12 protein-coding genes are annotated in these 16428 nt (G+C 42.7%); 1 reads left to right on the forward strand and 11 read right to left on the reverse strand.

Annotation, left to right across the window (positions count from 1 at the left end; genetic code table 11):
- Window positions 1-24: 24 nt before the first annotated feature.
- A complete protein-coding gene (locus DXB58_RS06100) occupies window positions 25-915 on the forward strand; it encodes an AraC family transcriptional regulator (RefSeq protein WP_122136232.1) in 891 nt (296 codons plus the stop codon).
- A gap of 102 nt (window positions 916-1017) precedes the next feature.
- On the opposite strand, the gene DXB58_RS06105 is transcribed toward DXB58_RS06100, so the two are convergent.
- The 11 genes from DXB58_RS06105 to DXB58_RS06155 are packed head-to-tail and all read right to left on the reverse strand — an operon-like array spanning window position 1018 to window position 16425.
- Window positions 1018-1884, reverse strand: coding sequence for a carbohydrate kinase (locus DXB58_RS06105; protein WP_122136233.1), 867 nt, complete (start codon window positions 1882-1884; stop codon window positions 1018-1020).
- A 4-nt stretch (window positions 1885-1888) separates the two neighbouring features.
- Window positions 1889-2917, reverse strand: a complete 1029-nt coding sequence (locus DXB58_RS06110) for a zinc-binding dehydrogenase (protein ID WP_122136234.1) — start codon at window positions 2915-2917, stop codon at window positions 1889-1891.
- A complete protein-coding gene (locus tag DXB58_RS06115) occupies window positions 2914-3999 on the reverse strand; it encodes an SGNH/GDSL hydrolase family protein (RefSeq protein ID WP_122136235.1) in 1086 nt (361 codons plus the stop codon). Before DXB58_RS06115 ends, DXB58_RS06110 begins: the two co-directional genes overlap by 4 nt.
- Before the next feature lie 21 nt (window positions 4000-4020).
- Window positions 4021-5343 (reverse strand): mannitol dehydrogenase family protein, encoded by a 1323-nt coding sequence (locus DXB58_RS06120; protein WP_122136236.1) that lies wholly within the window; start codon window positions 5341-5343, stop codon window positions 4021-4023.
- Window positions 5330-7567, reverse strand: coding sequence for a histidine phosphatase family protein (locus tag DXB58_RS06125; protein ID WP_122136237.1), 2238 nt, complete (start codon window positions 7565-7567; stop codon window positions 5330-5332). Before DXB58_RS06125 ends, DXB58_RS06120 begins: the two co-directional genes overlap by 14 nt.
- Before the next feature lie 40 nt (window positions 7568-7607).
- Complete coding sequence (locus tag DXB58_RS06130; protein ID WP_122136238.1) at window positions 7608-8882, reverse strand: FAD-dependent oxidoreductase; 1275 nt, start codon at window positions 8880-8882, stop codon at window positions 7608-7610.
- A complete protein-coding gene (locus DXB58_RS06135; protein WP_122136239.1) occupies window positions 8882-10267 on the reverse strand; it encodes a ComEC/Rec2 family competence protein in 1386 nt (461 codons plus the stop codon). Before DXB58_RS06135 ends, DXB58_RS06130 begins: the two co-directional genes overlap by 1 nt.
- Window positions 10255-10584, reverse strand: coding sequence for a hypothetical protein (locus tag DXB58_RS06140; RefSeq protein WP_009000107.1), 330 nt, complete (start codon window positions 10582-10584; stop codon window positions 10255-10257). Before DXB58_RS06140 ends, DXB58_RS06135 begins: the two co-directional genes overlap by 13 nt.
- A 15-nt stretch (window positions 10585-10599) precedes the next feature.
- The gene (locus DXB58_RS06145) at window positions 10600-11553 is read right to left on the reverse strand and encodes a DUF6772 family protein (protein WP_122136240.1); all 954 of its coding nucleotides are present in this window, start codon (window positions 11551-11553) and stop codon (window positions 10600-10602) included.
- A 21-nt stretch (window positions 11554-11574) separates the two neighbouring features.
- Window positions 11575-13314, reverse strand: a complete 1740-nt coding sequence (locus tag DXB58_RS06150) for a RagB/SusD family nutrient uptake outer membrane protein (protein ID WP_032853741.1) — start codon at window positions 13312-13314, stop codon at window positions 11575-11577.
- A 24-nt stretch (window positions 13315-13338) separates the two neighbouring features.
- On the reverse strand, window positions 13339-16425 hold the full coding sequence (locus tag DXB58_RS06155) for a TonB-dependent receptor (protein ID WP_122136319.1): 3087 nt from the start codon (window positions 16423-16425) through the stop codon (window positions 13339-13341).
- Between the last annotated feature and the right edge of the window lie 3 nt (window positions 16426-16428).

Below are 16428 nucleotides of genomic sequence, written 5' to 3' on the forward strand. Positions count from 1 at the left end.
GTGTAAATGTAATCTTATTAAATTATGATTCAATTAGCCTTAGGTTTCCCAGGAGAGCGTTTCATCTATCTACCGCTTTCCTTAATTGATGTAATGATAGACAGCCCTTTAACCGGAGATTTGATACTCTATTCTCTTGGTCATTTTTCACATGCACAGTACCACTACATCAACCGTATCCATGGATGTAAACAATATATTTTTATCTATTGTAAAGAGGGAAAAGGCTGGATTGAAGTAAATAAACAAAAATACACTTTAACAGCCAATGAATTTATTGTTTTGCCTCCTGATATTCCACATAGTTACGGTGCTTCTCAAGAATCTCCCTGGAGTATTTACTGGATGCATTTCATTGGTACAAAAGCAGAATTGTTCTCCAAAAAATTTTATATACCTACAAAAGCCAACTATACCGGTTCGTCCAGTGAAGAAGAACGGTTTAAACTCTTTGAAGAAATGTATTCCACACTCCGCAATGGCTTTACTATTGACAATCTGAATTATACGAATATTTGTCTGAAACATTTTCTGGCAACCTTCCTGTTTCAAGATTCCCATAAATCGTCCGAAGTGGTTAGTGAGTATTCAGAAAGTATTATTAACCGGGTAATTGCCTATATGAACCATCATATCAATCAAAAAGTAACAATCGGAGAAATGGCCGCTTTTTTAGGATACTCGGTTTCTTACTTCCACCGCAAATTTTATAAGGCAACCGGGCAATCACCTATCAACTATTTTATTCAAATGAAGGTCAACAGGGCTTGCATTGAACTGATAAAAACAGATTTAAAGATCACACAAATTGCTTCCAAACTTGGATTTAAAGATAGTTACTACTTCTCCAGAATATTTACGCAGATAATGGGGATTTCTCCGAAAAAATTTAGAGAACAGGGATTTAAATTATAGACTGTAGATATAAAACAGATAAAAACAACCTGTCTCCCTTCCGAAACATTGATAAACAGAATGCCTCTGGAAAAAGTGACAGGTTGAAAAAGTTATTAAAGGTTACTTTTGACTATCCGGCAACGGATTTATCGCCCCCCTTTTCGTACAAGTATATGCCGAGACATTAACTGCTCTACGATGCGACTCCGCCACCGATTCACCTCTAAGTATGTTAACAACAAAGGTAGCGGTAAACGAATCGCCTGCACCTACAGTATCGGCTACCTCGACCTTGGGCGTGTCAATGGATGAAACTTCCCCACTTACATCGTATATTCCACTACACATTGCGCCTTGCGTAAATATGACGTACTTAAGTGAGAAACGAGAAATAAGCTCTGCGATAGCTTCAACAAAATCTGTCGAAAGAGAAAGAAGAGAAATCAGCAACGGTAACTCGTCTTCATTCAATTTGAGAACATTGGCCTTTTGCAATGATTCCACAATTAACTCTGTCGAATAAAAATGTTGCCTGATATTAATATCGAATACCTTCAAGGAGGTACTCGGCACTGCATCTATAAATCTCAAGATTGCAGTACGCGACTTTTCACTTCGCTGTGCCAAAGAGCCCCAACAAACCACATCTGCATCGCTAACAAATTCCATTGTTGCACGACTACACTCGATTGCATCCCAAGCAACATTCTCAACAATGTTATATTGCGGAACGCCAGCCTCATTCAACGACACTAGCACTTTTCCCGTCGGCAAACAATTACGAGAAACATATCTTAAATCAAGTCCGGTCTTTTTAAGCACCACAATCGTTTCATCACCCAGTTCATCTTCGCCTATTGCCGTAACAGGATACGAATCTGCTCCCAACTCTTTTGCAAAAAAACAGAAATTGATAGGTGCTCCGCCAAGTCTTTTGCCTTCCGGGAAGCAGTCCCAAACAACTTCTCCTATACCTATTATTTTCATGGTTTTATAATTTAATAATTATTTTCATGGATGTCGAACGATTCTCATCTATAAATTTGTATGCCTCATCATACTGTTCAAACAGGAAGCGATTCGAGATAAGCGGTTCGAGATGGATAGCTCCCGAACTTACCATATCGACAGCTGCAAGATAATCTTCATGGCGATACATCATCGTTCCATTCAGCTTTAATTCGTGTTCTCCCAAATAGAACATACTAAGCGAAGGATCTTTGTCAAATACCGCCACCACAACGATGGTACTCCCTTTCTCAATACATTCCATGAGCGAACAAATACTCGACTCAACCCCGGCGACTTCGAATGCGGCTTGGAAACCTTCATCACCAAAAACACTCTTAATCCCTTCCTTAAATGGCGTCTTAGCAACATTAAGCGTATCCTCTATGCCACATTTACGGGCCATTTCAAGTCTGAAGTCACTCACATCGGTAATTAGAACTTGTTTAGCTCCCCTGGCTTTTGCGAACTGTGCCACGAGATTTCCAATCGTTCCAGCACCCGAAACAACTACATTTTTACCTTTTAAATCACCGCCACGCATTGTTGCATGCGCACCAACTGCCACCGGTTCTATCATAGCGCCATAGTCAAGTGACATATCTTTAGGTAACACCGCAATCCTATCATCATCTACTACAAAAAAGTCTTGCGCGGCTCCATTTGCCTGAAAGGCTTGTACCTTCAGTTCTTCACAAATATTATACTCTCCTCTTTTACAAGGCTTACACTTCCCACACACAAGTTGCGGACGTGCAGTGACAATATCACCTGCCTTACATATTGTGACCGCCATCCCTGTAGCGACTACCACTGCCGAATATTCATGTCCCTGAACTACCGGGTAGAAGGTTGCCGGATGACATCCATGATAAGAATGTATTTCACTTCCGCAAATACCTATTCGTTTTATATTCAGAAGAACCTGATGTTCTTTCAGGTCTGACGCTTTAGGTGCCTCGACCTCACGAAACTCTATATGTTTCGGTTCTACCAATACAGCTTGTCTCATTTTATTCCATATTTACTTAAGATTTCTATTACCGGAGCCTCTATCGACTTAGCCCAAAGTGTATATCCATAACTATTAGGATGAGTTCCATCAACCGATGTCTCGTGTGCATCGGAAGCATTAGGCGTGATTAGATAAACATCTTTGTATTTCGGGTCAACAAGGATCTTTGCAAACAACTCTTCTACAGTTGCGGCTTTAGCCTGTTCTTTCGCATCAAGAACTGTGTCGAATGTGCGTCGTTCACGATAGATAGTACGCTGAAATATCAACGGAGTGCCCGGATGCGCTGCTATGAGCCGATTGATAAACGGTATCAAGCGCTCTCTTATCAATTCTGCATCAGGATTCGAAAAGGTATCGAATATAAAAGCATCAGCTCTTACTTCCACAAGGACATCGGTCATGTAAGGTTGCATCAAACAACGTCCGCTTGTTGCAAGCGACACGATTTGAAAGCCCGTATTGCGCATAAATTGCATAGGATAACTCATGCCAGACCGATCCGTACTTACTCCTTGCGTAAATGAAGAGCCATATACCACTATCTTATGACGAAAGTCCGACTTCAACGGCTCGATAACAGCGTCGTCATCTATCCCTATCTTACAAGAAATAACCTCTGAATACATCGGCATATACATCATGCATTCGTGCATTGTACCATCCATATTCTCTATAAGTGCAAACGTCTCAATACGTTCGCTTTTATACGCTTTCGATGAACCACTTGCCGCATACTGCCATTGTCCGTCCGCATTTTTGATATAAAGATCGTATCCCTTATAAGAGATTGGCATTGTCGAGTTACTCGAATATACATACCCCCACTTTGTCGTAATATGTATATTACGTGTGTTTGTTTTAAACAGTACAGCCATACCAGCCGGGCAACGAACTTGCCGATTTTCCGTCCGATTAAAACCTTTATAAACCAATGTATCGACTCTATGATATGGATTGGGGGTCAATTCAAACGGCTTACCTATCAGGTTAAGTGTAGATGCTTCAACCTGTTTTTGTGCCGAAACCGATACTACACACAACAGTAACAGAACAACCGGAATAAAAAACTTCTTCATGGTTTTGTTGTTTTTAGTTGTTTACTGCAATAAGACCTTTAATCCTTCTGCTACGCTCATGCCATAAAACAGCTCATACTTTTCCATAAATACAGGATATTTGTCTAGTTCCAATGACACAAAAGGCGATATTTTCAAGAACTCAACTGGTGATCCTCCAGAAATCAGCATCTTGTCCGCCGGAGTAATGTGAGGTTCGAAAATAGTTATATCCTCCCCAGACTCTGTGTGTGCACCTACAAGATATTTGCAATAAACAGCTACCAGGAAAGCCTCTATCGAAATATCCTTTCCATCCCGTAACATCTGTTTGAGTATGGGTACTACATAGACTGCAAACTTCGCGATGCCATCACCGCAAAGTCGCGATACTTGATCGCTTATCGCCTTGTTTGAGAATCGTTTGATAAGCAAATCTTTATACGCTTCAAGGTCAACACCCTCGGGAACCGGAACATAAGGAGTAACATCCCTGTTCATAAACAACTTTATCATTGTGCGGTACCTCTCATCTGCCAATACAGTATCAACCTTCCTGAATCCTTCCATATAGGCAGGATAAGACAGAAGTGTATGCGATGCATTGAGAAGACTTAATTTCATGATTTCATACGGGGTCACATCGTCCGTGAATGTAACTCCCACTTTCTCCCATGCAGGGCGGCCTGCAATGAAATTATCTTCAACGACACATTGTATGAAATCTTCACAGCACACATTAGTAATTTTCCCCGATTTTGTTGCAGGAGTGATTCTATCCACCATCGAATTGGGGAACGTCACTTTCTTTTCTGCCCACGCTGCCACCTCGGGATATTTCGCTTCGAAGTATGACATAAACGCACATTTTGCAGCATTGCCATTCTGTTGCATGTTATCGCACGAAAGAATCGTAATCGGCAAATCTTGCTCCATTCGACGTTTAAGTCCTTCGGCTACATACCAGAATACTGTGCGTGGCTTATCTAAATCAGCCTTATACCCCCCTTCAGTTATGGTCAAAGTAATGATTTTTATCTCCTCCGATGCTATTTTAGCAATGATTGGTTCACTATCTATTTCCCCCCATGCGAGTTCGACAAGCGAGCCAATCAACATACTATGCCGTTCGCCGGAAGGGCTGCAGGTCGTTAACTGATATATACCATTTTCTTCTTTGAGAGCATTGAACAGTATCCCGTCTGTAGGCATAATCATTGCTCCAAACACACCCCAGCATTTTTGCGACGGATCTTCAAGCAAAAGATTTGTATAAGCTTCGAGATGCGCACGGTGGAAGTTCCCAACGCCGAAATGTACTATTCCAGCCTTAATTTCGGCACGATTGTAATTAAAAGTCTTCATACGATAATTTCAGTGTTTCGGCAAGTGATCTTTCAACCTTGTCGCAATGTTCGATATAGAATTTATAAACCTCGTTCCATTTGTAATAAGATGCTTCAACCGCTTCAAGCGGTAGCTGAAGATCTTTTTCATTCAGCATAAACTTGACTAGAATATCCGAATTGTCTTCCGATTGATAAAATATCATCTGAAGATTCGCCCCCATCGGAATATCCCAATACTTCCAACTCTGCAAAGCTTCTTTGGAATTACTTGCCTCACGTGCCCACGTCCCAACCTGTAGATTTGTCAAGATGGCCATAAGAACACCATCGTGTCCGAAGTTGAGATTTATACCATGACGTTTACGGGCAATATCTTCGGCAGATTCGTCTAATAGATGGCGTAACGTGCGCGATGCAAGCCCCCAACTCCGCCCGTGGGATACAGGCTCAGGCCCCTTCTGCGCAAAATACTTATAGTTTTCGATTTCTGCCCAAGCCAATATTTCCTTTTCTGTAAAGATATCCCAGATAGGCACTTGCCGGTCGAGACATTGCATAAGTGACGCCATTAACCAGAAGCGATGGACAAGGTCATATTTATCATACTCACTTTCTATTTGTGTAATGTCTATAAACAGCCTTGTAAAAAAAACATCAACATCCAACTTTTCATCTATGTATGAACGATATTTTTTATACCAACTATTTTCCTTACCAAGTATATACTTATCGAGCGTACTTCTGTCGGGACATACATTGCCATAAGGATTCAGTGTGGTAAGAAATGAACGAGAGTTGTCTATCTCTGCCCATTCAAGCTCGGGTTTCAGTGACAAAATCCCCGAATTCACCGATTGCATTGTAGCTGCCACTCGAAGTACATTTGTCGCGTTAGTTTTCAAATAAGGATGGTTTTCAAATACTTCAGGATAGTTTTGTACCATTCTTCGGCCTATTTCCCGCGTCTGGCGATAACCGATCTGCGTCAGATCACCTTCTTTATAGAACACATTCATCTTGAACGGTTCAAGGCGTTCGTATAGAGCCTTCCCGAAGTCTGTAAGGTTGTTCGTATCATGAGCTTTCTCCAATACGCCGTATATGGCAGGATAAGTTACCGCATCGTCTATCTGACGTGCTCCGTGACGGAAATAGCCATTTATATAGAAAGGTTTATACCCTTTAGGGGTCGGCGTAACCCTATGTGAAAGATCGGTCACATAATACACGCCACCTGCACGTTCCGGATCCTTGCGTATCTCATCGAGAGGATTTTCCCCTATCCGCTTTTCTTTTGGAAGAGAGAGTTTGAATATGCAAGGAAGGTCGGATGTCTTTTTTGCGTTTGTATTGGTATTGACATACATGGCTCCATCTTTTATCACAATATCTTCCGGTTCGTAAATGACTTGTTCCTGCACATTGTATCGTGCAGTAATTGTCCGCGTATCAGTATCATACACCCGGATGCAGGAAGGACGGTTGTCATCTTGCTTCCCAACTCCGAAGCAATAGTATATTTTACCATCATGCATACAGCCCGCTTGCGTGAACCATACATCATAGGGAAACACCACCTGATCAAGAATGTCATTTTGGTCAAGCCGCACCTTTGCACCCTCACTTAACGATGGTATGCGGAACTTGGTGGCGACATACTGGTTCTCCCATGCATTCTTTGTCACTTTCGCTACCGTACGCTTACGTGCCGAAAATATCCATATAAAGCCACGTTCCCGATCGACCAGCCAACTCGGCGCTCCGAAGATAGAGACATACCCTTTCTCCGCCCACTTCGAACCATCTAGTTCGATTGTCTGTACGATTTCGCTGCTAAAACGTTTCCCACGGCGAGTTATACTCTCTACAAAACACAACCATTCCAATTCACTTCCTACCTTGCCATTTGTTATATATAGTAAAGGAAATGATGCTCCTCGTTTTGTCTCAACACCAAAACATACATTATTTACATGGTTGTCAGGATGGGAGGAAGCCAGTTCAAAGCCTGCTAAGGGTTTCGAATCTGCACTTTTGAAATCATATATATTCACATGCCCTCCATCCTCGCACGAGAATATGTAATCATCCCATATTTCAAGTCCTTGCTGTGCTCGCCCCCGTCCTTCCTTTGCCAAGAAGACAGAGCACTCTACTTCCTTCTCCGGCTCAACATACAACTGGGCGATAAGGGGAATAGAGACCAATAAGCACACGACAGACAAATATATTTTTTTCATAAGTATGCTCTATAAATTTAAAGTATGATTATGTTCTACGTTAATCGAATAGCTCTACGCCTAACGATTCAAGCCGTCGCTGCAACTCTCCTACATCGAGAGCACGCGGAGTACAATTCTGCGATGCACTCATGGCAGCAGCAATACCAACAGCCTCTCCCATTGCCATACAAATACTCATGACACGGTATGAAGCGTGGGCTCTGTGAGTACCCGATATGCACCGTCCCGCCACAAGAAGCCCTTCTAAGCCCAACGGGAGAAAACAACGATACGGCAAATCGTATGGTTTGCAATATTGTATGCTCGGTTCCGCCTGTCCGGCTCCATCAGGATTATGTATATCGACAATGAACAATGCTTTATGTACTACCACATCAGCAAAGCGGCAGCCTTCCGCCATCTCATCGGCATCAATCACATAGTCGCCCATCACTCTGCGGCTTTCACGCACTCCAGTTGTTGTACCACTTCCGATCACTCTACAGTTCTCGTAACCCGGCAAATTTTCTCTCAAAAATTGAGTCAGGAGACGTATCTGTTGTCTAAGTTCAAGATCAGCGGTGAAAATAGATCCTACTGAAGTTATATCCACTCTATTGACCTGTGTCGTATTTACTTGACGGCAACCCGATCTGACTGATGGATGCAAACGTACAGCAGCAAGAATTGGGGGAAGTTTACCGTCGTCAGCTTTCTTTTTGCACCAATCAAGGAAACGCTCGCCATTAAGTTGAACATCATCTACATCTCCAATGCAAATAAGCCCCTTTGATTCATCTACTCCGTCAATAGTATATTCAAGGGTTACAGGCTGCATAAGTCCGTCATCGCGCCCTTTTTCTATTTTTGCACCGGCAAGAAAAGACACCACTGCATCGCCAGTGCAATCTATGGTAACTGCAGCCTCAAAACAGAGTGTCCCCTCGTTACTTGCGCACTTAATGCCTTTTATCACTTTTCCGTCACGAATAACATCCGACACACAACATTGCAAAAAGACATCGATATTCTTTTCCTTCGCAACAAATTCTGCCAATGTAAGTTTTGCCTCTTCAAAATCGTGAGCATTTCCATGCTCCCCAATCCAGTCATTGTCTTTGACGCCAAGAATAGAACAAACCTCATCGCGCATAGTGTTCTTACCTACACTACCGAGAATAGGACCGACATACCCAGCGGTCAGATTACCTCCAATGACTCCATATCTTTCGATAAGAGCAACATGTGCCCCCTGCCGGGCAGCGGCTACAGCCGCACATATTCCGGCAGGCCCTGCACCTGCTACTAATACATCATAATATTTTGTATTCATTATCTGCTTGTATATGGACCGGAAACAGCCTTAACAGTCATTGCCCCATCAGAATCTGTGGTCGTCATTACTCTATATTTGTTTCCTCCATCGGTCACACGAACTACAATATGTCCATCATATCCCTTTACTCTCGCAGCCTCTTCTGCCGTTACCCGGTCGTCTACTCCACTGGGACGATCGCCCTGCCAGAAGTTAGTGATAAATATATCACACGCAGGGAGTGTTGTCTCCATCGAATTCAATATATCGGTGCGGGGATGACAATCGACCCATGAATTAATAACAATCGTTTGTGGATTGAGTGCTTTCAGAGCATCGGCCTGATTGGTGTTGGTTACACCATGATGGTCGGCTTTCATCACTTCTACCTGGCCTACGGCTTTTGCGCATGGCAATTCGGCATCTTTCCATGCATAACTCGAGCGTCCGTTATACTGAAGATCACCACCGGCAAAGAAGTCAAAGTTGCCATACGAGACTTTCATCACACAACTGGTTATGTTCTCCGGCGGACAATTGTCACTGGCTGTAATGTCTTTGCTGTTTTTGTATGAAATCTCCGAGAGTTCAGGGAATGTCTTCTTTGTGGCAGTGCCCGAACCTGTCCAAATTTCTCCATTCACAGCAACATTTTGCACCTTTGCAGTAGGATACTTCGCTGAATTGTACTTCTGAACTATTTGATTATTTGCCCCTGCTTTAAATATCGCAGCCTCGAACTTTTTATTAGCAACATTCCATTTCACCGCATTGATATAGTTGTTACAACTTGAAGCATTATCTGCCATTGTCGCCATGTCGAACGGATAGTTATAATCGGGGTAACCACGATCGAGAAGCGTGCCAATTTTAAAATTGTCAAAGATCTCGGCATAACCTATCAACGAATAGGTATCGGAATTGGAAGATTTCGGCAAGGATGTATTATAACCACCGAAGTGGTCATTATGGAAGTGGGTAAGTACCGCATAATCTATCGTACTGTTACCTGTCCATGCCATACACTTACGAATGTAATCAGCTATAATTTGTGAGCCACGGGTAGAAGTTAAGGTTGGATCCCAACGACTACGAATACCGGTGTTGGTCGTATTACCATTAGAGTTGGTTGTAACACTCGAACTTGCGGCATCAATAAGCATTTGCGTACCATCCGGGAATATTACAAACACGCTTTCACCCGTAGTTGTATTGATGAAATGAATATCCATCACACCTTCTTGCCAAGCAGGAATAGTTTTACCTATCTCTATTTCGGTGGCAGAGTCATCTCCACCTTCTTCACCTCCGTCCGGACGAATCAAAAATGATTGAGATTCATTAGAACTGCACCCTACAATCGCAAGGATGAACAAACTGAAAATAAATATTAACCTTTGCATGCTATATGAAGATTTAAAAACATCTCTCCGCCTTCAATGCTGACGGCAAGACGAATATAATTACCAAAATTTGAATTCACTTTTATAATATGTTGGCCAAGTCCTTTGAAGATCGTAGGAATACTGCCGTCATCAGCCCAATGCACACCGTCTTGCGATAGTTGTACACGACCTTCGAATACAGGATCTCCCTCTATTTTCTCAACCATAACAAAGAATATAGCCTCATCTGCCCAACCAGCCTCGTAAGGATGAGTGAAGAAAGTTCCTTTAAAAAACTTCTTTACCTCAAGATGGGAATCATTAAACATTTTCATATATTACATTCCTCCTTATTCTTGTGAAACAACAACTGAATCTATATAAAAGAATACACGACGATTGGTATCAGTACCCACCCAGAAAAGAGGGTTGATAAGGTTGTCGATACGGTTATATCCATCAACAGTATCGGCTGCAATGCCACGCATATCCCAAATTCTGTCCTGACATTGGAACTCCACATATTCGCGAAGCTGTGTGTCAAGTTTCAGGCGCATATATTGCCAATTGAGTTTGCAATCAGTCTCATTGTAAATGAGTTTCTGATGACCATCGTTCAAATCTTTGAACCCATCATGGTCACCATTAGGATAACGACGACCAAACCACCAAGGATCGACACCCTTCTTACACCAATCTCCGTCAAGTCCATAAGCCCAATCACGATCTGTAACGTCTTCATCCGAATGTTCATACTGCCACTTCTGCATTAACTTTCCGTCCACTGCATTGAGATAGCGTATTCCTACATGATAGCGTTTTCCACCTTCCTGTACATCAAATCCCATACCGAAGTCGCGGATTGAACTCTCATGTAAACCCGGTTGCGGACGATCACCGCCATCAACCACATCCTGCTCCGCCGTATATGTAAACCAGCATTCTATCTGCAAATATTTGCAGCCCGGACGAGAGAATGAAAGTCGCTTAATGGCATGTCCCAGGCATCCCTCTGCCGGAATCTCCGTATAAGGCGCTGCAACAGGTCTTGTCGAGAGTTTAAGAGAATAAGTACCGGACATTGCCCCATGAGTACCCGGATACCTAAAGGTAGCGGAACTAAGCATGACCGGTGGCCACTGATCTTTATTGACCAATGTCTTAGGAACATCAAAATTCGGATATTCCGTAAAATTAGGCATCAATGTCATCCAGCCGTTAAAGCCTGTGTTGAATACATCATAGCTCAACACCCTCTTTAATGGTTGATACCGACTGTGCAATAAAATTTCTCCAATGCTCATATTATCATTTATTTAATAAAGTTAGTACCCTGGGTTCTGAACAAGTTTGCCATTCATGATTAGTACATCATCACTTGGCAATGGCCACAAATAAATCTTCTCATCAAACTTACGTTCTCCATGCTGAACGATATAAGTCCCATCAGCCATCGCTTCAAAGGAAGGGAATCCGTCTTCATCAAATGCCGGAGTCTGTGGCCAGAACCAGTTGCCTGCCGCAAAATATTCCTTTGCTCTATTGGCCGTACGAGTAAATCCGTACATATTGTGTCCGAAAGCATTCTCAAACTGATGCCAACGAAGCAAGTCGAAATAACGCAGATTTTCCCATGCAAACTCCACACGACGCTCACGACGAAGCACTTTACGCAATACCGTCTGATCGGTGGTGGTGATGGACGGATAGTCGTTGGTTTGCGTACGGGTAGTGCTATAAGCACGAGCACGGACATCGTTGATACAAGCCAGAACAGTAGCATCAATATCTCCCAGTTCAATCTTAGCTTCGGCATACATCAACAACACATCGGCATAACGCATGAGAATGACGGGATTGTCGTTATACAAAGTAGTACGCCATGATTCTTGCGCGCCTTTGCGCAGGCAGCAACCATTGTAAGCGCAGTTGGAAGCATCCGAACCGCCTTTTGAATCTTTGTTTGTAACCATGCGATTTTGCGTATAATCCATTACCTCAAGTGCATTTGGCGCAGGATTCCACTCAATACCATAGATACGGCTACCGGGAGCAGCAAATGTTTCCAAACAACGGGGATCACGGTTGGCAAATGGATCGCGAGGATCAAAACCACTGCCGGGCTCATCGATCGTCTTACCATTCGTCATTTCGTAGACAGCAAGAAGTTCCCATGAAGGTTGCGCATTATGTGTACCACCTGCCGAACGGGCAATGAATGAACCGATAGACTGTGTAGTAGGCTGACCGTTTTCATCCAATTCAAGGTCACTTGAGTGAACAACAGAGAAGATGACTTCCTTGCTACCTCTTGTCTTATCGCGGAAAAGTTCTCCATAATCAGGGGCTAAATCATATACTCCCAGATCCATACAGTCTTGTGCAGCCTTTGCGGTAGTCCCATAGTCGTGCTGATAGAGAGCTGTACGAGCCTTGAAAGCATAGGCCGTTCCTTTATCCACACGGGTGGCACCGCTATTATTATTTGCGACCGGCAAATTTTCTGCTGCATAGTCATAATCTTCATAAACCTGTTTTAAAACGACAGCTTTGTCGGTACGTCCCATCTCAAATGCTTCCTCTGGAGTAATTGAAGTCAGATAGAAAGGAACATCTCCCCAAAGAGTAATCAAACGTGAATAAGCAAACGCCCTGAAAAAACGGGCTTCGGCACGAAGCGTATTAAGTTCTGTGGTGGAATATTTACCTTCAAGATTGTCGAGTGCCTCCAAAATCCGGTTTGCACGACTAATGTTCTTATAAGTGTAACTCCAAACAGTCTTAATGTTGGGATTACTTGTAGAAGACGCATTCAGTGAACCTGCCGCAATTGTATAAATATTGGTTCGTTGCGCCCAGTCATCTGTATTACGGTCCAACGTCCAACCTTCTTCTATAACAAAGAAGGTACTACGATAAAAATCATTCAATGAGATTCGAACTTCCTCCGGTGACGAGAACCAGTTTTCACTGGATGCAGCTGAAGGAGGATTCAGGTCGAGGTTCACACAAGAAGTTACAGATAGAAGAACTATCATGTAAATCAATACATGTATTTTTTTCATATTATGTAATTTTTTCATACTCTATTAGAATTTAATATCAACTCCAAACGTATAAGTACGTGTGATATAGGTAGAAGCGCCTGCTTCAGGGTCCCATCCAGAAAGATAACTATCAAAGCAGTATGGATCATCGATATTGACATACACCCGAAGTCCCTTGATTCCGACCTTAGAGACGATTTTTTTAGGAACTGTATAGCCAATATTGATGTTCTTTATACGCATATATGCGCTACTCCTAAGCCAGAAATCTGACATTTTATAGTTGTTGTATTCACCGCCCTGATGACTCAAGCGAGGATACCTGACTGATGCGTTCTGTTCTGCTGTATTATACACACTCCAGTAATTACGGTCACCATTGTCGTTCAGAAGGACTGACGGAGCCGGAAGCCATTGTCCCTGCATGGGACGAATCATACTTTCGGTAAGGCGTGAAAGTTGTTTCCCGACACCATTGAAAAGTAGAGAGAAGGAGATGCCTTTCCAACCCAAACTAATAGAACCTCCATAAAGATAGTGTGGCAACGAACTGCCAAGCACTACGCGGTCATATGTCTCATTGATAATTCCGTCAGGAGTACCATCTGATCCGCTGATATCTACATATCTTACATCACCCGGTTTGGTAGAAGCCGAAAGCAAAGCACTTTCGCTGACTTCCTCTGCGGTCTGGAACAAACCTGCAGTCTTATATCCATACCATGAGTTATATTCTGCACCTTCAGTAATAATAGTACCATCGCTGTTAAACTGCTGCTTGCCGTTAAGATTATCTATAATAGACTTGTAATCAGAGATATTAAAACTTACCGCATAACTAAAATCCCCGATACGGTCAGACCAGCCAAGTTTTACTTCCCAACCGCGGGTGTGCATTTTACCTACATTCCTGTCAGGTGCCGAGTAACCGGTAAACGACGGGATTGCCACCGACAAGAGCATATCTGTTGTCTTTTTATAATAATAGTCTGCGCTAAAGTCGAGGCGGTTGTCAAAGAAAGCGGCATCCACACCTATATCCCAGCTCTGTGTTTTCTCCCAATGGATATTCTCATACGCATAATCTTGTTGTGCGGCGGACATTGAAGATTGAGGAGTAGATCCTGCACTGTCATACATAATGGCATTGTTGAACGAAATGTATGTCTGGTAAGGATAATTTCCAATCCGCTCATTACCGAGAGTACCGATAGAGGCACGAAACTTCAGATAACTTATCGGGGTTATATTTTGCATGAATTTCTCATTAGAAATTACCCAACCAACCGATGCCGACGGGAAGAATCCCCAACGGTGATCCTTGTGAAAACGTGAAGATCCGTCTTCACGAGCATTGAGTTGGAGGTAGTAGCGGCTGTCGTAATTATACATGATACGGCCAAAAAATGAACGATAGGCATTCTGATAAGAATTGCCGGCTACAGCAAGAGCATTTTTATTCGCCAAATCAAGATAAGGGAAAGAAGACAAAGACATATCGTTTGTCGACCCCGACATCGTTTCATACGTATAGCTATAATCCTCATAACCGACCATGGCATTGAAGTTATGTACCTTGCTAAAGGTTTTATCGTATGTAGCGATGAATTGTTTCTCCAATGATTTGATGTTACGGCGTTCTTCACTTAACGAATTAGAAGTATATCCCGAAACATATCCCAACATAACATCGGTTTCGTATGCATCATAAACAGGTATGGCTTTCTTCATCTCCTTGATTGAAACATTTCCAATGGTAGGAGTCAAATTAGCAGTAATGGTCAAATCTTTTATAGGCTTATAGCTCAACGAGAATTTACCGGTCATTGTATTAGATACAGTCTTTTTTTCTCCGCCTTCCAATAAAGCGGCAAGTGTATTACTAAGACTGCCGTCTTTACCGGGACCTACACGACCGTCCGGATAAAGTCCTAAATAAATGGAAGGATACATATAAGCCGCACGAATCGGACTACCGGAAGTGGGGTCGTTTTTCGTGGCATAACGTACCGAAAAATCAATAGAACCGGAGAGTTTATCACTAATCTTCAGATTATTACGAGAACGGATAGAGATTCTTTCGTGGTTTGAACCTTTGTAGACAGCGTCAGCATTTTCGTAAGTAGCGGAAGTGTGACTCTTGATTACCTTGTTGCCATACGTCATTGTCAAATTGTGCTTATGCCGCATAGCGGTGCTCGAAAGAATGGCATCTTTCCAATCATAGATAGGATATTGAATGGGGTCATACCTGTTGTTGGTAGCATAGTTGTCGATGTAATCCTGTGAATAGTTGGCAAACTCGCCCCCCGCAGGATTACCGGCATCGTTCCATGACCATTCATTATACATTGTCATGTAATGATAAGGGTCGGTCAGGAATTTCGGAAATTCGGTAGGAGAAGATAAGGAAACCTCCCCGTTGTAACCGATCGAAAGTTGTCCCTCGGTTGCCTCCTTAGTTGTTATCAAGATAACACCAGCAGCAGCACGGGCACCATAAATAGATGCAGAAGCCGCATCCTTAAGTACAGTAATCTGCTGCACGTCTTCACTTGCTATATTATCGAGGCTACTGACCATCATACCATCGACAAGGATAAGCGGACTCGAATCAGACATGGTTGTCACACCACGAACCTGCACCGTAGCACTCGCTCCCGGCATACTGCTTGAACGAGTAACCGTAAGTCCCGGAATCAATCCTTGCAAAGATTGCGAAAGTTGCGAAGTACTCTGCCTCTCGATCAATGAATTGTTGATTACACCGACTGCACCTGTAAGATCTTTCTTCTTTACAGATCCATAACCGATAACGACCGTTTCTTCAAGCTGTACAGCATCCTCTTTAAGTTTTATATTTACCACACTTTTACCATCCCATACAACATGTTCGGTCATATAACCCAGATAACGGAATTCTATTGTATGCCCTGATTCCGCACCACTAAGCGCATACTTTCCCGACATATCGGAGGTAGTACCTTTTCCATTGTTTTTATCATGGATCACAACTCCGACAAGAGGACCATTGGCATCGCTAACGACACCCTTCATTACATTCTGTGCAAAAGCCAGATTGATTTGCAGGAAACATGCCAATAACAGGCTTAATATACTTTTCTTCATAAT

The sequence above is a fragment of the Bacteroides sp. OM05-10AA genome (genome assembly GCF_003439055.1).
Taxonomy (GTDB): Bacteria; Bacteroidota; Bacteroidia; order Bacteroidales; family Bacteroidaceae; genus Bacteroides; species Bacteroides intestinigallinarum.